Origin of the sequence: Pseudomonas sp. PDM02 (assembly GCF_014852285.1) — a bacterium.
Lineage (GTDB): Bacteria > Pseudomonadota > Gammaproteobacteria > Pseudomonadales > Pseudomonadaceae > Aquipseudomonas > Aquipseudomonas migulae.
This window is the reverse complement of the sequence record NZ_JACVBL010000004.1, coordinates 307,934-322,291: the sequence shown is the minus strand read 5'-3', so window position 1 is coordinate 322,291 and position 14,358 is coordinate 307,934. Positions and strand designations below refer to the sequence as shown.

Annotated in this window: 13 protein-coding genes; 8 read left to right on the top strand and 5 right to left on the bottom strand. The window is 60.4% G+C overall.

Annotated elements, in window-relative coordinates:
• Positions 1–146 precede the first annotated feature (146 nt).
• Together IB245_RS09800 and IB245_RS09795 are read right to left on the bottom strand one after the other, a co-directional pair.
• Positions 147–1,331, bottom strand: a complete 1,185-nt coding sequence (locus tag IB245_RS09800; RefSeq protein ID WP_192227431.1) for a porin — start codon at positions 1,329–1,331, stop codon at positions 147–149.
• Positions 1,332–1,506: 175 nt separating this feature from the next.
• A complete protein-coding gene (locus tag IB245_RS09795) occupies positions 1,507–2,313 on the bottom strand; it encodes a sulfite exporter TauE/SafE family protein (RefSeq protein ID WP_008034065.1) in 807 nt (268 codons plus the stop codon).
• 160 nt (positions 2,314–2,473) lie between these two features.
• Here IB245_RS09795 and IB245_RS09790 point away from each other — a divergent pair, with 160 nt between their 5' ends.
• Complete coding sequence (locus tag IB245_RS09790) at positions 2,474–3,337, top strand: MBL fold metallo-hydrolase (protein ID WP_192227430.1); 864 nt, start codon at positions 2,474–2,476, stop codon at positions 3,335–3,337.
• A gap of 214 nt (positions 3,338–3,551) precedes the next feature.
• Here the strand turns inward: IB245_RS09790 and bkdR are convergent, their stop codons facing one another.
• Positions 3,552–4,040 (bottom strand): Bkd operon transcriptional regulator BkdR, encoded by a 489-nt coding sequence (bkdR, locus tag IB245_RS09785; protein ID WP_008034067.1) that lies wholly within the window; start codon positions 4,038–4,040, stop codon positions 3,552–3,554.
• Positions 4,041–4,226: 186 nt separating this feature from the next.
• On the opposite strand from bkdR, the gene IB245_RS09780 reads away from it, so the two are divergent.
• From IB245_RS09780 to IB245_RS09760, 5 genes are all read left to right on the top strand, one after another.
• Positions 4,227–5,462 carry a 3-methyl-2-oxobutanoate dehydrogenase (2-methylpropanoyl-transferring) subunit alpha gene (locus IB245_RS09780; RefSeq protein ID WP_008034068.1) on the top strand — a complete coding sequence of 412 codons (1,236 nt, stop codon included), beginning with the start codon at positions 4,227–4,229 and terminating at the stop codon, positions 5,460–5,462.
• A gap of 1 nt (position 5,463) precedes the next feature.
• Entirely contained in the window at positions 5,464–6,522 is a 1,059-nt protein-coding gene (locus IB245_RS09775) for an alpha-ketoacid dehydrogenase subunit beta (RefSeq protein WP_008034069.1), read from the top strand.
• Positions 6,523–7,794 (top strand): dihydrolipoamide acetyltransferase family protein, encoded by a 1,272-nt coding sequence (locus IB245_RS09770; protein ID WP_192227429.1) that lies wholly within the window; start codon positions 6,523–6,525, stop codon positions 7,792–7,794.
• A 3-nt stretch (positions 7,795–7,797) separates the two neighbouring features.
• A complete protein-coding gene (lpdA, locus tag IB245_RS09765) occupies positions 7,798–9,180 on the top strand; it encodes a dihydrolipoyl dehydrogenase (protein WP_192227428.1) in 1,383 nt (460 codons plus the stop codon).
• 213 nt (positions 9,181–9,393) lie between these two features.
• Entirely contained in the window at positions 9,394–10,413 is a 1,020-nt protein-coding gene (locus tag IB245_RS09760; protein ID WP_008034076.1) for a branched-chain amino acid aminotransferase, read from the top strand.
• Between the two features lie 180 nt (positions 10,414–10,593).
• On the opposite strand, the gene IB245_RS09755 is transcribed toward IB245_RS09760, so the two are convergent.
• Positions 10,594–11,424: an ArsR/SmtB family transcription factor gene (locus IB245_RS09755; protein ID WP_192227427.1), complete on the bottom strand. Its 831-nt coding sequence runs from the start codon at positions 11,422–11,424 to the stop codon at positions 10,594–10,596.
• Positions 11,425–11,506: 82 nt separating this feature from the next.
• Here IB245_RS09755 and IB245_RS09750 point away from each other — a divergent pair, with 82 nt between their 5' ends.
• Both IB245_RS09750 and IB245_RS09745 read left to right on the top strand, forming a co-directional pair.
• Positions 11,507–12,619, top strand: a complete 1,113-nt coding sequence (locus IB245_RS09750) for a cytochrome P450 (protein WP_192227426.1) — start codon at positions 11,507–11,509, stop codon at positions 12,617–12,619.
• A 116-nt stretch (positions 12,620–12,735) separates the two neighbouring features.
• Entirely contained in the window at positions 12,736–13,767 is a 1,032-nt protein-coding gene (locus IB245_RS09745; RefSeq protein WP_192227425.1) for a D-cysteine desulfhydrase family protein, read from the top strand.
• Between the two features lie 115 nt (positions 13,768–13,882).
• Here IB245_RS09745 and IB245_RS09740 read toward each other — a convergent pair whose 3' ends face one another.
• Entirely contained in the window at positions 13,883–14,221 is a 339-nt protein-coding gene (locus IB245_RS09740) for an FKBP-type peptidyl-prolyl cis-trans isomerase (protein ID WP_032832522.1), read from the bottom strand.
• Positions 14,222–14,358 lie beyond the last annotated feature (137 nt).

Sequence of the window (14,358 nt, the reverse complement as noted above, 5' to 3'; positions counted from 1 at the left end):
ATGAGAGTCCCAGCAAACACCGTCGATCCTTTGTAGGAGCGAGGCTTGCCCGCGAAAGCGGTGTGTCAGTCGACATTAATGTCAAATGTGACGGCCTCTTCGCGGGCAAGCCTCGCTCCTACAAAGGGTTTGCGGTGTGGCTGGGGTTACCAGGTCAACACCGCCCCCACCGCGAAGGTGTCGGTGTCTTCGTTTTGCGCGCTGGTTTGGTGGCCATTGATTTCGAACTGGTTGTACTCGGCCACCAGCTTCAGGTTGTCATTGACGTCGTGGAACAGCGCAATGCCGCGAGTCTCATAGTCCGCGCCGCTGCCCACCACGCCGTTGCCATCGTCCTTGGTCTTGCCATAGGACAAGGCCAGGCGGTTTTTGCCCAGTTTGTACGAGCCCTGCAACAGGTAGCCGTCGCTGTCGACATTACGCAGCGTCGGTTCGCCGGCGTTGTTGGTGAAGAACGGGTTGATGCCCTTCGCCTGGAATCCGGAACCGGTCAATGACAAACCGCCCATTTTCGCCTGCACGCCATAACCCAAACCTTTGGAGGTCACGGACTGCACCGTGGAATCGGTGTTGTCCGAAGTCTGGTAGCTGCCGTTCACCCAGCTGTAAATCTTCGCCCCGGCGAGGTCGAACTGATAGGTGATCTCGCTCTCGGTGCGCGGGTTTTCCTGATAGGCCTTGCCGGTCGCGCTGCTGTCGTTGGTGTCCACCGGGTCCATGATCCCGACCGCCACTCGCAAGCCGTCCATCACCGGGGTGCGGTAAGTGATCTGCGACGTCGGGAACGGGTACGGATAGCCGCTGCCGATGTTGCCGAACGACACCCCGCCGCCATCCACCAACCCGAGCGTGTCGCTGACCTGGCCGTAACCGGCCAGCAACTCATCGAGCAGAATGTTGGAACGGGCAAACAGGCCGAAGTCCTTGCCGATCAGCACTTCGCCCCATTCCGGGTTGGCCACTGTGCCGTAGAACTGCCGCACGTCGATGGCGGTGTCGGTGCCGTTGGTTTCGCTGTCGTTGATGGTCACCCAGAACGACGCCCGGGCGCCGAGCTTGAGGTCGTCGACCTGCTTGCCCATGTTGAAGCCCAGGTAGTTGGGCAAAAAGCCCATTTTCACCCGCGCCTGTCGACGGTCGAACTGCTCGCCGGCACGGTCGACGTCGCTGTTCACATAGAAGGCGTTGATGTAGCCATCGGTGGAAAACGTAGTCTGGTCCTTGTCGTACAGCATGATTTCGGCTTCGGCCATTGAGCTCAAACCCAGGGTCGACAGGCTGGCGATGAAGGCTGGCAAGTAACGGTGCTTGAAATTCTTATTGTTGTGCATGACGCGCTCCGCAGCGGGGGACTGGATGTCGGAGGCGATTATCGAAAGCGGACCGGCGGCGTCATACGCTGCCTTGGGGGTGGTTTTGAAGTGCTTTGGCGTGGCCGGTGGCGTGCAGCAAGTTGGGTGTAAGACCGGGCCACGACGAGGGCCCGGAACTTAAGGTGTAAGACGCCTAGATGCCGGCCTTGAACAGCATGTAGGCCGCGACTACCACGCAGAGGCTCGCGAAGCCGATCTGCAGGGCCCGGGCCGGGACTCGGGCGCACAGCTGTCGGCCAACGATCATGCCGATGACGCTCGCAACAATGAACGCCACCCCCAGACCATCGATCCGCACCCCGGCATGAAATGCACCGATCACGCCGATGGCAGAAATCAGGCTGATGACCATCAAGGACGTCGCGACGATCCCGCGCATCTGCACATCGGTCAGTTGCTTGAACGCCGGGACAATCAGGAAACCGCCACCGACCCCGAGCAACCCCGAGACCACGCCGGTCACCGCGCCGAGTGCGGCCAGGGTTGCGGTGCATTTGGCGGTCCAGGAAAAACGCCCGGTCTGTTGATCGAGCATGCAGTTTTTCTGGCCCCAGTTGGCGTGGCCGTGATCGCTCGGCCCTTCTTCATGGCGCTCGCGGCGCAGCATCCGCCAGGCCACCATGACCATCAGCAGGCTGAACAGAATCATCAGGATTTTTTCCGGCAGTTGATGGGCAAAGTAGATGCCGACCGGGGAAAAAATCGCCCCCAGCAAGGCGATCAACAACGCCGCGCGATAACGCACCAGGCCATGGCGCAACCCATCGACGGCCCCGACCGCCGCCGCGCTGCCCACCGCAAACAATGCAACGGGGGCCGCTTGTGTCATGGTCAAACCCAACCCCAGCACCAGGGCCGGAACCGCAAGAATGCCGCCACCGGCACCGGTCAATCCGAGGACCAGGCCCATGGCCACACCAAAAAAACTTGCCAGCAACATAAAACGCTCGTGATCCGTGAGAAGAGCCGGGAACGCCCGGTATCGATGACTGACAGGATAGAGCCCGCGCAGCTTTTTTCCTGCATTGAATTGATCGGGACTGGTCAGCGCAGGGAAAATGAAACTACCCTGAACACCTGTCCCAAAAGAAACGGCCACCATGCCCGCCTTGATTGAAGCCTTCCTCGACCCCGCCTCATCGACCTACAGTTACGTCGTTTACGAGGCCGACGGCAGCCAGTGTGCAATCGTCGACCCGGTGCTCGACTACGACCCGGCCGCCGGGCGCACCGCCACCACCCAGGCCGATAAAATCATCGCCTTCGTGGGTGAACATCAGTTGCAGGTGCAATGGCTGCTGGAAACCCACGCCCACGCCGATCATATGTCTGCCGCGCCTTATCTGCGTCGGGAGCTGGGCGGCAGGATTGCGATTGGTCAGTCGATCAGCAAGGTGCAGGGCGTGTTCAAAGGCCTGTTCAACCTTGAACCGGAATTTGCCGTGGACGGTTCGCAGTTCGATCACCTGTTCGCCCCCGACGAATCGTTCATGATCGGCAACCTCAGGGCCACGGCGCTGCACGTACCCGGTCACACGCCGGCGGACATGGCCTATTTGATCGACAGCAGCGTCATTCTGGTGGGCGATACGTTGTTCATGCCGGATGTCGGCACTGCGCGCTGCGACTTTCCCGGCGGGAATGCCAATCAATTGTTCGCCTCGATCCAGAAGCTGCTGGCGTTTCCGGCCAGCGTGCGGCTTTACGTTTGCCACGACTATCCGCCTGAAAATCGCAAACCCCAGTGCCAGACCACGGTGGGCGAGCAGCGCAAGAGCAACATCCACATCCATGACGGCATCGACGAAGCGGCATTCGTCGCCATGCGCACCCGGCGCGATGCGGGGCTGGGCATGCCGACGCTGTTGTTGCCGGCGATTCAGGTCAACGTACGAGCCGGGAATTTGCCGCCGCCCGAAGAAAACGGCGTCACCTACCTGAAAATCCCCCTGAACAAACTCTGACTCTTGCTGGCCATGGCGATTCCGAGGCCGCCATCGCCGGCAAGCCAGGCTCCCACAATTGCGCGGTGTCACACAAACCCGCCCCCACCACAAAACCTGTAGGAGCCGGCTTGCTGGCGATAACGGTGTGTCAGGCAACAATGATGGTGGCTGATGCGCCGCCATCGCCAGCAAGCCGGCTCCTACAGGTTTTGTGGTGTTTGGGGGGGGCAGGTCAATTGGTCAGGGTCAATCCATTTGCCGGCAGCGGCAGCGCGGTTTTATAGCGCACTTGCTTCAGCGCAAAGCTTGAGCGGATGTTCGCCACACCGGGCACTTTGGTGAGGAAGTCCATCATGAAGCGCTCCAGCGACTGAATGGTCGGCACCAGCACCCGGATCAGATAATCCGGATCACCCGCCATCAAATAGCACTCCATCACTTCCGGACGATCCGAGATCGCTTCCTCGAAATGCTGCAACGCCTCCTCCACCTGTTTCTCCAGGCTGACATGAATGAACACATTCACATGCAGCCCCAACAGGTCGGCGTCCAGCAGCGTCACTTGTTCGCGAATCAGTCCCAATTCTTCCATCGCCTTGACCCGGTTGAAGCACGGCGTCGGCGACAGATTCACCGAGCGTGCGAGGTCGGCGTTGGTGATGCGCGCGTTCTCCTGAAGGCTGTTGAGAATGCCGATATCGGTACGGTCCAATTTGCGCATGAGAAAAAACCACCTGTTATTTTTGTTTATGCAGATTTTTTAACCTCAAATGACCACCAACGCAACGAAACACAGATAAATATTCTCCTGCGCCGGGCCTATGATGTTTGTAGGACAAGATTTCCATAACACGTGGAATGACGGTCAGCTCACTACAAGAAATTCACAAGATCGAGCGTAGAAGCCATGAACCAAGCGTATGAACCGCTGCGCCTGCACGTCCCTGAACCCTCGGGCCGTCCCGGCTGTAAAACCGACTTCTCCTACCTGCATCTGACCGATGCCGGCACGGTGCGCAAACCCCCAATTGACGTTGAACCCGCCGACACGGCCGATCTGGCCCGCGGCCTGATTCGCGTGCTCGACGATCAGGGCAATGCCCTGGGCCCGTGGGCTGAAGGCGTACCGGTGGAGATCCTACGTAAAGGCATGCGCGCCATGCTCAAGACGCGGATCTACGACAACCGCATGGTGGTCGCCCAGCGTCAGAAAAAAATGTCGTTCTACATGCAAAGCCTTGGCGAAGAAGCCATCGGCAGCGCCCAGGCCCTGGCCTTGAACATCGACGACATGTGCTTCCCGACCTACCGCCAGCAAAGCATCCTGATGGCACGTGAAGTGCCGCTGGTGGACCTGATCTGCCAGTTGCTATCCAACGAGCGCGATCCGCTCAAGGGCCGTCAGTTGCCGATCATGTACTCGGTCAAGGAAGCCGGTTTCTTCACCATTTCCGGCAACCTCGCCACCCAATTCGTCCAGGCCGTCGGCTGGGGCATGGCCTCGGCGATCAAGGGCGACACCAAAATCGCCTCGGCCTGGATCGGCGACGGCGCCACTGCCGAGTCGGACTTCCACACCGCCCTGACCTTCGCCCACGTGTACCGCGCGCCGGTGATCCTCAACGTGGTCAACAACCAATGGGCCATCTCCACCTTCCAGGCGATTGCCGGTGGTGAAGCCACTACGTTCGCCGGTCGTGGCGTCGGTTGCGGCATCGCCTCCCTGCGCGTCGACGGTAACGATTTCTACGCGGTCTACGCCGCTTCCGCCTGGGCCGCCGAGCGCGCCCGCCGCAACCTCGGCCCGACCATGATCGAATGGGTCACCTACCGCGCCGGCCCGCACTCGACCTCCGATGATCCGTCCAAATACCGTCCTGCCGACGACTGGAGCCACTTCCCGTTGGGCGACCCGATTGCGCGCCTGAAGCAGCACCTGGTGAAAATCGGTCACTGGTCCGAAGAGGAACACGTCGCCGTCAGCGCCGAACTGGAAGCCGAAGTCATCGCCGCGCAGAAAGAAGCCGAGCAGTACGGCACCCTCGCCGGCGGCCAGATTCCGAGCGCCGCGACCATGTTCGAAGACGTTTATAAAGAGATGCCGGAGCACTTGAAGCGCCAGCGTCAAGAGTTGGGGATCTGACATGAACGATCACAACAACAATATTCAACCGGAAACCGCCATGACCACGACCACCATGACCATGATCCAGGCCCTGCGCTCGGCCATGGATGTGATGCTTGAACGTGACGACAACGTCGTGGTGTTTGGTCAGGACGTTGGCTACTTCGGTGGCGTGTTCCGTTGCACCGAAGGCTTGCAGAACAAGTACGGCACCTCCCGCGTGTTCGATGCGCCGATCTCCGAAAGCGGCATCGTCGGCGTTGCCGTGGGCATGGGCGCCTACGGTTTGCGTCCGGTGGCCGAGATCCAGTTCGCCGACTACGTGTACCCGGCATCGGACCAGATCATTTCCGAAGCCGCCCGCCTGCGTTATCGCTCGGCCGGCGAGTTCACCGCACCGATGACCCTGCGCATGCCTTGTGGCGGCGGCATCTACGGTGGCCAGACGCACAGCCAGAGTATCGAGGCGATGTTTACCCAGGTCTGCGGCTTGCGCACGGTGATGCCGTCCAACCCGTACGACGCCAAGGGCCTGCTGATCGCCTCGATCGAAAACGATGACCCGGTGATCTTCCTGGAGCCAAAACGCCTGTACAACGGCCCGTTCGATGGTCACCACGAACGTCCGGTCACGCCATGGTCGAAACACCCGGCCGCGCAAGTCCCGGACGGTTACTACACCGTACCGCTGGACGTCGCCGCCATCACCCGTCCGGGCAAGGACGTGACCATCCTGACTTACGGCACCACCGTTTATGTGTCGCAAGTCGCCGCTGAAGAAACCGGGATCGACGCTGAAGTCATCGACCTGCGCAGCCTGTGGCCGCTGGACCTGGAAACCATCACCAAGTCGGTAAAGAAAACCGGCCGTTGCGTGATCGTTCACGAAGCGACCCGCACTTGCGGTTTCGGTGCCGAACTGGCTGCCCTGGTGCAAGAGCATTGCTTCCACTACCTGGAAGCGCCGATCGAACGCGTCACCGGTTGGGACACCCCCTACCCGCACGCGCAAGAGTGGGCGTATTTCCCTGGTCCGTCCCGAGTGGGCGCGGCTTTGCATCGGGTTATGGAGGTCTGAATGGGCACGCACGTTATTAAAATGCCGGACATTGGTGAAGGCATCGCAGAAGTTGAGTTGTCTCAGTGGCATGTGAAAGTCGGCGACATGGTCGTCGAAGATCAGGTGCTGGCCGATGTAATGACCGACAAGGCGATGGTCGACATCCCTTCGCCGGTGCACGGCAAGGTCATTTCGCTGGGCGGCGTGCCCGGCGAAGTCATGGCGGTTGGCAGCATCCTGATCAGCATTGAAGTTGAAGGCGCGGGCAACGTTAAAGAGTCGGCCCAGCCTGCGGTTGCCGCCGCGAAAGAAGCACCGGCCCCCAAAGTCGAAGCTGTTGCAGCAACCAAACCGGCTCCTGCCGCAGCGCCGCGAGCGGCCGTCTGCCAGGGCCCGATGGTGGCTCGCGAAGCTGACGAGCGTCCGCTGGCCTCCCCGGCCGTGCGCAAACATGCGCTGGACCTCGGCATTCAATTGCGCCTGGTGCGCGGCACCGGTCCTGCCGGTCGCGTGCTGCACGAAGACCTGGACGCCTATCTGGCGCAAGGTCAGTCGAATGCAACGACTGCCACCGCCGCTTACGCCCAGCGTAACGACGAAGAACAGATCCCGGTGATCGGCATGCGCCGCAAGATCGCCCAGCGTATGCAGGACGCCACCCAGCGCGCCGCCCACTTCAGTTATGTCGAAGAAATCGACGTGACCGCCGTGGAAGAACTACGTGCGCACCTGAACGAAAAACACGGTGCGACCCGTGGCAAGCTGACCCTGTTGCCATTTTTGGTCCGCGCCCTGGTCGTCGCCCTGCGCGACTTCCCGCAGATCAACGCCCGTTACGACGACGAAGCCCAGGTCATCACCCGCCTCGGCGCGGTGCATGTGGGCATCGCCACTCAAGCCGACATCGGTTTGATGGTGCCCGTGGTGCGTCACGCCGAAGCCCGCAGCCTGTGGGAGAACGCCGCCGAAATCTCCCGCTTGGCCAACGCCGCGCGTAACGGCAAGGCCAGCCGCGATGAATTGTCCGGTTCGAGCATCACCCTGACCAGCCTCGGCGCATTGGGCGGAATCGTCAGCACCCCGGTGCTGAACCTGCCGGAAGTGGCGATCGTCGGCGTCAACAAAATCGTCGAACGCCCGATGGTGGTCAAAGGCCAGATCGTGATCCGCAAGATGATGAACCTCTCCAGCTCCTTCGATCACCGCGTGGTCGATGGCATGGACGCGGCGCAATTCATCCAGGCCGTTCGTGGCTTGCTCGAACAACCCGCTACCTTGTTTGTGGAGTAAGGCATGCAGATTTTGAACACCACGCTGCTGATCATCGGCGGCGGCCCTGGCGGTTATGTGACGGCGATCCGTGCCGGTCAGCTGGGCATCTCGACCATTCTGGTGGAAGGCGAATCGTTGGGCGGTACGTGCCTGAACATCGGCTGTATCCCATCGAAAGCGTTGATCCACGTTGCCGAGCAGTTCCACCAGACGCAGCACCACAGCAAACATTCTGCGTTGGGCATCAGCGTCTCAACGCCGACCCTCGATATCAGCAAAAGCGTCGAGTGGAAGGACGGCATCGTTGATCGCCTGACCACCGGCGTTTCGGCGTTGCTGAAAAAGAACAAAATTCAGGTTATTCAAGGCTTTGCGAAAGTTATCGATGGTAAAACCGTAGAAGTCGGCGACACGCGCATTCAGTGCGAGCACCTGGTGCTGGCCACCGGTTCGAAAAGCGTGAACCTGCCGATGCTGCCGATTGGCGGGCCGATCATCTCCTCCACCGAAGCCTTGGCGCCGACGTCGGTGCCAAAACGGCTGGTGGTGGTCGGTGGCGGTTACATCGGTCTGGAACTGGGGATTGCCTATCGCAAGCTCGGCGCCGACGTCAGTGTGGTCGAGGCGCAGGATCGCATCCTGCCGGCCTACGACGCTGAACTGACCCAGCCTGTTCATGATGAATTGAAAAAACTCGGCGTGAAGCTTTACTTGAAGCATAGCGTCCAAGGCTTTGATTCTAATAACAATACATTGCAGGTTCTGGAGCCTAACGGCGAAACCCTGAACCTGGAAACCGATCAGGTACTGGTCGCCGTTGGCCGCAAACCCAACACCCAGGGCTGGAACCTCGAAGCGCTGAATCTGGACATGAACGGCTCGGCGATCAAGATCGACAACCGTTGCCAGACCAGCATGCGCAACGTCTACGCCATCGGCGACCTCAGCGGTGAACCGATGCTTGCGCACCGGGCCATGGCTCAGGGCGAGATGGTGGCCGAGCTGATCAGCGGTAAAACCCGCGAGTTCAACCCTACCGCTATCGCGGCCGTGTGCTTCACCGACCCGGAACTGGTGGTGGTCGGCAAGACCCCGGACGAGGTCAAGGCAGCGGGCCTGGACTGCATCGTTTCAAGCTTCCCGTTCGCGGCCAATGGCCGGGCGATGACGCTGGAATCGAAAAGCGGCTTCGTGCGAGTGGTCGCTCGTCGGGACAATCACGTGATTGTTGGCTGGCAGGCCGTTGGCGTGGGTGTTTCGGAATTGTCGACCGCGTTTGGCCAAAGCCTGGAAATGGGCGCCCGGCTGGAAGACATCGCCGGTACCATCCATGCGCATCCGACCTTGGGCGAAGCCGTCCAGGAAGCGGCGTTGCGGGCTCTTGGCCACGCGCTGCACCTTTAAGCCGAACCCGTAGGAGCGAGGCTTGCCCGCGAAGAACGATAACGCGGTGGTTCAGATACACCGCGTTATCGTTCTTCGCGGGCAAGCCTCGCTCCTACAAAGGAATGCATTCCGGGCTGCGATTTAGGCCCGGAATGAAGTATTGTTGTCCCCATCCAAAAAACGTCAGAAGCCTTGAACCGTTTCGACGGTTGTTAAGTGATAGAGGGTGTCATGGGTAACGAAAGCATCAATTGGGACAAGCTGGGTTTTGATTACATCAAGACAGACAAGCGCTATCTGTCGCACTGGCGTAATGGCGAGTGGGACAAAGGCACCCTGACCGAAGACAATGTGCTGCACATCAGCGAAGGCTCGACTGCCCTTCACTATGGCCAGCAATGCTTCGAAGGCCTGAAGGCCTATCGTTGCAAGGACGGTTCGATCAACCTGTTCCGCCCGGACCAGAACGCCGCCCGCATGCAGCGCAGCTGCGCCCGCCTGCTGATGCCGCATGTGTCGACCGAGCAGTTCATCGAAGCGTGCAAGGAAGTGGTCCGCGCCAACGAGCGTTTCATCCCGCCTTACGGCACCGGCGGCGCGCTGTACCTGCGCCCGTTCGTGATCGGCGTGGGTGACAACATCGGCGTGCGTACCGCACCCGAGTTCATCTTCTCGATCTTCTGCATCCCGGTCGGCGCTTACTTCAAAGGTGGCCTGACCCCGCACAACTTCCTGATCTCCAGCTACGACCGTGCCGCCCCACAAGGCACCGGCGCAGCCAAGGTCGGTGGCAACTACGCCGCCAGCCTGATGCCTGGTTCCCAGGCCAAGAAGGCGCATTTTGCCGACTGCATCTACCTGGACCCGATGACCCACACCAAAATCGAAGAAGTCGGTTCGGCCAACTTCTTCGGGATCACCCACGACAACAAGTTCGTCACCCCGAACTCGCCGTCGGTGCTGCCGGGCATCACCCGTCTGTCGTTGATCGAACTGGCCAAGACACGTCTGGGCCTGGAAGTGGTTGAAGGTGACGTGTTCATCGACAAGCTGTCCGACTTCAAGGAAGCCGGCGCTTGCGGTACGGCTGCCGTGATCACCCCGATCGGCGGTATCAGCTACAACGACCACCTGCACGTGTTCCACAGCGAAACCGAGGTCGGCCCGGTCACCCAGAAGCTCTACAAAGAGCTGACTGGCGTGCAAACCGGTGAGATCGAAGCGCCAGCAGGCTGGATCGTCAAGGTTTGACCTGACATCTGCTGCAACCAAGCCCCCCGTCGTCTTGGCGATGGGGGGCTTTTTTATGAGCCAGACATTCCATTCGCCTCAGAACTGTAGGAGCCGGCTTGCTGGCGATGGTCGTTAACGATAACGCTTACTGACTGGTTCACCGCGGTGCACTGGAGTCCATCGCCAGCAAGCCGGCTCCTACAGGTTCTGTGTTTCCCGAGAATCCGTGTCAGGAACTCCGTTTGCCAGTGTGAGGCGCTTGCCCACCCTGCCCTTGATGCCGCGGACCTGACCGGCCTGGGTGATCAATCCCGGAATCAGCTCGCCTACGGGCAGACTTTGCTTCAGGTCAAACCGGGCGCCGATTTCCTTGCGGCCCAACGCGGTCAACGTCAGCGCCCGGCTGTCCAGATCCTGCGTCACCCATTTGCGCTTGATCGCCGTTTGCAGCAACGCCGCGCCCAACGAACCACCCAGATGCGGGCGGCGCATGCTCCAGTCCAGGCACGGGCAGGCAAACCGTCGGCGCTGCGTGGTCAGGTCGTTGACTTCAATGCCCAGCCCTTCGAACAACGCCTCGCCGCTGTCACTCAGCCGATAAGCCTGCTCATCGGTTTCCAGCAACCAGCCTTTTTCCAGCAGCCGGTCATGCAGCAACACCGCCAGCGTGCCGGCCATGTGGTCGTAGCACGTGCGGGCAAATTGCAGGCGGTCCGGAGTGCGAGGGTTGAACGTCGGCGCGGTGTTCTGGCCGATCACCATCAACGCTTCCAGCGCCTGGGCCACGCGTTTGTCCGCGAGGCTGTAATAGCGATGACGCCCTTGAACATGCAGACGCAGCAGCGCCAGGTCCTTGAGTTTGGCCAGATGCGCGCTGGCAGTGGAAGCGCTGACTTCGGCAATCGCCGCCAACTCGGTGCTGGTGCGGGCGTGGCCGTCCATCAAAGAACACAACATTTTGGTCCGGGCCGGTTCGGCAATGGCCGCCGCCACCTGTGAAACACCGAGGTCGTGTGGTTCTGCGTTCATATTTCGCTCCCGGACGAATCAAGCCCCTTTCGGACTGGAGATAGTAGCAACACTTTTCCCACCACGAACAAGGCTGCGACCCATGGACCCGATCATCGCTGCGACTCATGCCGATCCTTATCCTTATTACGCGCAACTGCGCGCTCAAGGCGGACTGGTTTTTCACCAGGGACTGAAACTGTGGGTGGCCAGTAGCGCCAAAGCCGTGGCGGCGGTGCTGGCGCATCCTGACTGTCACGTTCGGCCGACTCACGAGCCAGTGCCCAAGGCCATTGCCAGTGGCATGGCCGGCAAGGTCTTCAGTCAGTTGATGCGGATGAACGAGGGCGAACGCCAGCGTTGCCCAAGATCGGCGATCCAGCCGGAGGTGGCGCTTATTGACGGGGAGGAAGTCAACGCGCTGGTCGGCGCGCGGCTGCTCAGCCCCGACGCCGAAGGGCTGCACAAGGCAATGTTTCTTGGCCCGGTGTGCGTAGTGGCGGTGTTGCTGGGGTTTTCGCCCGCACAGGCTCGGGTGATCAGCGAGCTGACCGGGGATTTCGTCGCGTGCCTGTCGCCCCTCAGCGCTCAGGCACACCTGGACGCTGCCCATGCGGCGGCGGAACAGTTGCGTGGTTATTTCATTGAGCTGCTGGACGACCCGGACAATCAAAGCGCCCTGCTTGCCGGTATCCGCCAGCGGTTTTCGGCAACCTCCGACGACAGCGAAGCCCTGATTGCCAACCTCATCGGCCTGTTCTCCCAAACCTATGAAGCCACCGCCGGGCTGATCGGCAATGCGTTACTGGCGTTGATTCGACATCCGCAGTGGCTGAACGATTCGATCAACATTGACGACCTGCTGGCCGAAGTCCAGCGCTTCGATCCGCCGGTACAGAACACCCGTCGCTTCGTCGCCGCATCCTGTGAAATCGAGGGTATGAACTTCAATGCGGGCGATGTGATCCTGGTGATGCTGGCGTCGGCCAATCGCGATCCGCAGTTCAATGAGCAGCCTGATGCATTCATGCTCGAACGCCCGCAGCGACGCAGTTTTACCTTCGGTGCCGGTCGTCATCAATGCCCGGGGCAGGTACTGGCCATGAGTATCGCCAGCGCCACGCTGAGGCAGATTCTGGCCTTGAAACCCGCGCTGGAGCACTTGACCTGGCGCTACCGCCCTTCCCTGAATGGCCGAATCCCGCTGTTCTCGTGAAGAGCACGCCGGCGCATTTGTTACATCAGGTTAAGGGTGTAATGACTGGCAATGCGTTTATCGCGAGTGACTTTCTCCCTAGAGTCACTCTGATAAACGTCAGCGAGGCGCCATCGATGCAAACCCAACTGGACAAAGCCCTGAGCGCTTTTGCGCGAGCAGACCTTCTGCAAGGCCCCACGCCCATTCAACGAGCCGAACGCCTCGAACAGCTGTTGGGCCTGGGCGCGCGGGGAATTCGCCTGTTTCTCAAGCGCGACGATCACATGTTGCTGGGTGGTGGCGGCAACAAACTGCGCAAACTCGAATTCCATATCGGCGCGGCGCAGCAGGCCGGCATTGATACGGTCATTACCGTCGGCGGCGTGCAGTCCAACCATGCGCGCCTGACCGCCGCAGCCTGCGCACGTTTAGGCATCGCCTGCGAATTGATCCTGACCCGCTCGGTCCCCAAGGCTGATGTGGATTACGAACTCAACGGCAATGTGCTGCTCGACCAATTGTTTGGCGCGCAACTGCAAGTGCTGGCGGGAGGCACTGACTCGCTCGCCCGGGCCGAGGCTCGCGCGGCGCAACTTCGGGACGCGGGACACAAGGTGCTGGTGATTCCCATGGGCGGCTCAACGCCCCTCGGCAGTCTCGGTTATGCACGTTGCGCCGCAGAAATCACGCAGCAGGAGACGGCACTCGGCCTGGTCTTCAATCAGGTCGTGGTGCCCAACGGCAGCGCCGGCACCCACGCCGGGCTCGCGGCCGGCTTCCAGTTGCTGGACCGAGGGGCCTCGATGGTCAAGTCGTACTCAGTGTTGTCGGATCGGGAATCGTCAGCGACCAGAACCCTGAAATTGACCCAGGATACGCTGGCATTACTCGGCGGCAATACCAGCGTACGACCCGAAGAGATCGTCGTTGACGGCAGTCAGTTGGGCGAAGGTTACGGCCTGCCTACCGAAGCCATGCAAGACGCCGTACGCCTGATGGCTCGCGCCGAAGGCTTGTTGATCGACCCGGTTTACTCCGGCAAGGCGTTTGCTGGCCTGGTGGCGGATCTCAAGCAAGAACGTTTTCGCGCCGGGGACAACGTGTTGTTTGTGATGACGGGCGGGACACCGGGGTTGTATGCGTACCGGGAGACGTTTCAGGGTTAGTCATGCCAGATTGACCGCGTTATCGTTCATCGCCAGCAAGCCGGCTCCTACAGGGATTGCGTACTTGCCGGCGATGGCGGCATGACAAACAACACACCTCCCCCTGACGCGCCAATCAATCATCCCGCGTCAAAACTTCCAGCAATTCAATCTCGAAAATCAGGTTCGAGTTCGGCGGGATCGCCCCCATCGTGCGCTCGCCATAGCCCAGATGCGCCGGCACCAGCAATTTGCGCTTGCCACCGACCTGCATCCCCATGATCCCCTGATCCCAGCCCTTGATCACACGTCCGGTACCGATCACGCACTGGAAAGGTTTGCCCCGGCTGTAGGAAGAATCGAACTCGCTACCGTCTTCCAGCCAGCCACGATACTGGGTGGTGATCAGTGCACCTTTGACGGCAGCTTTGCCGTCGCCCGCTTCAAGATCGATTACCTGCAGTTCATCATTCATCATGTTCACTCTATTGTTCATTCGCCCAATTGGACGTAACGGCGCCGTTTTCCCAGAAACGTGCGCGATTGGCAACCCATACGGCCTGTTTCTGTCACTAGGCGTGAACTAAGATATGCAGCACCTACCCTAGGAAT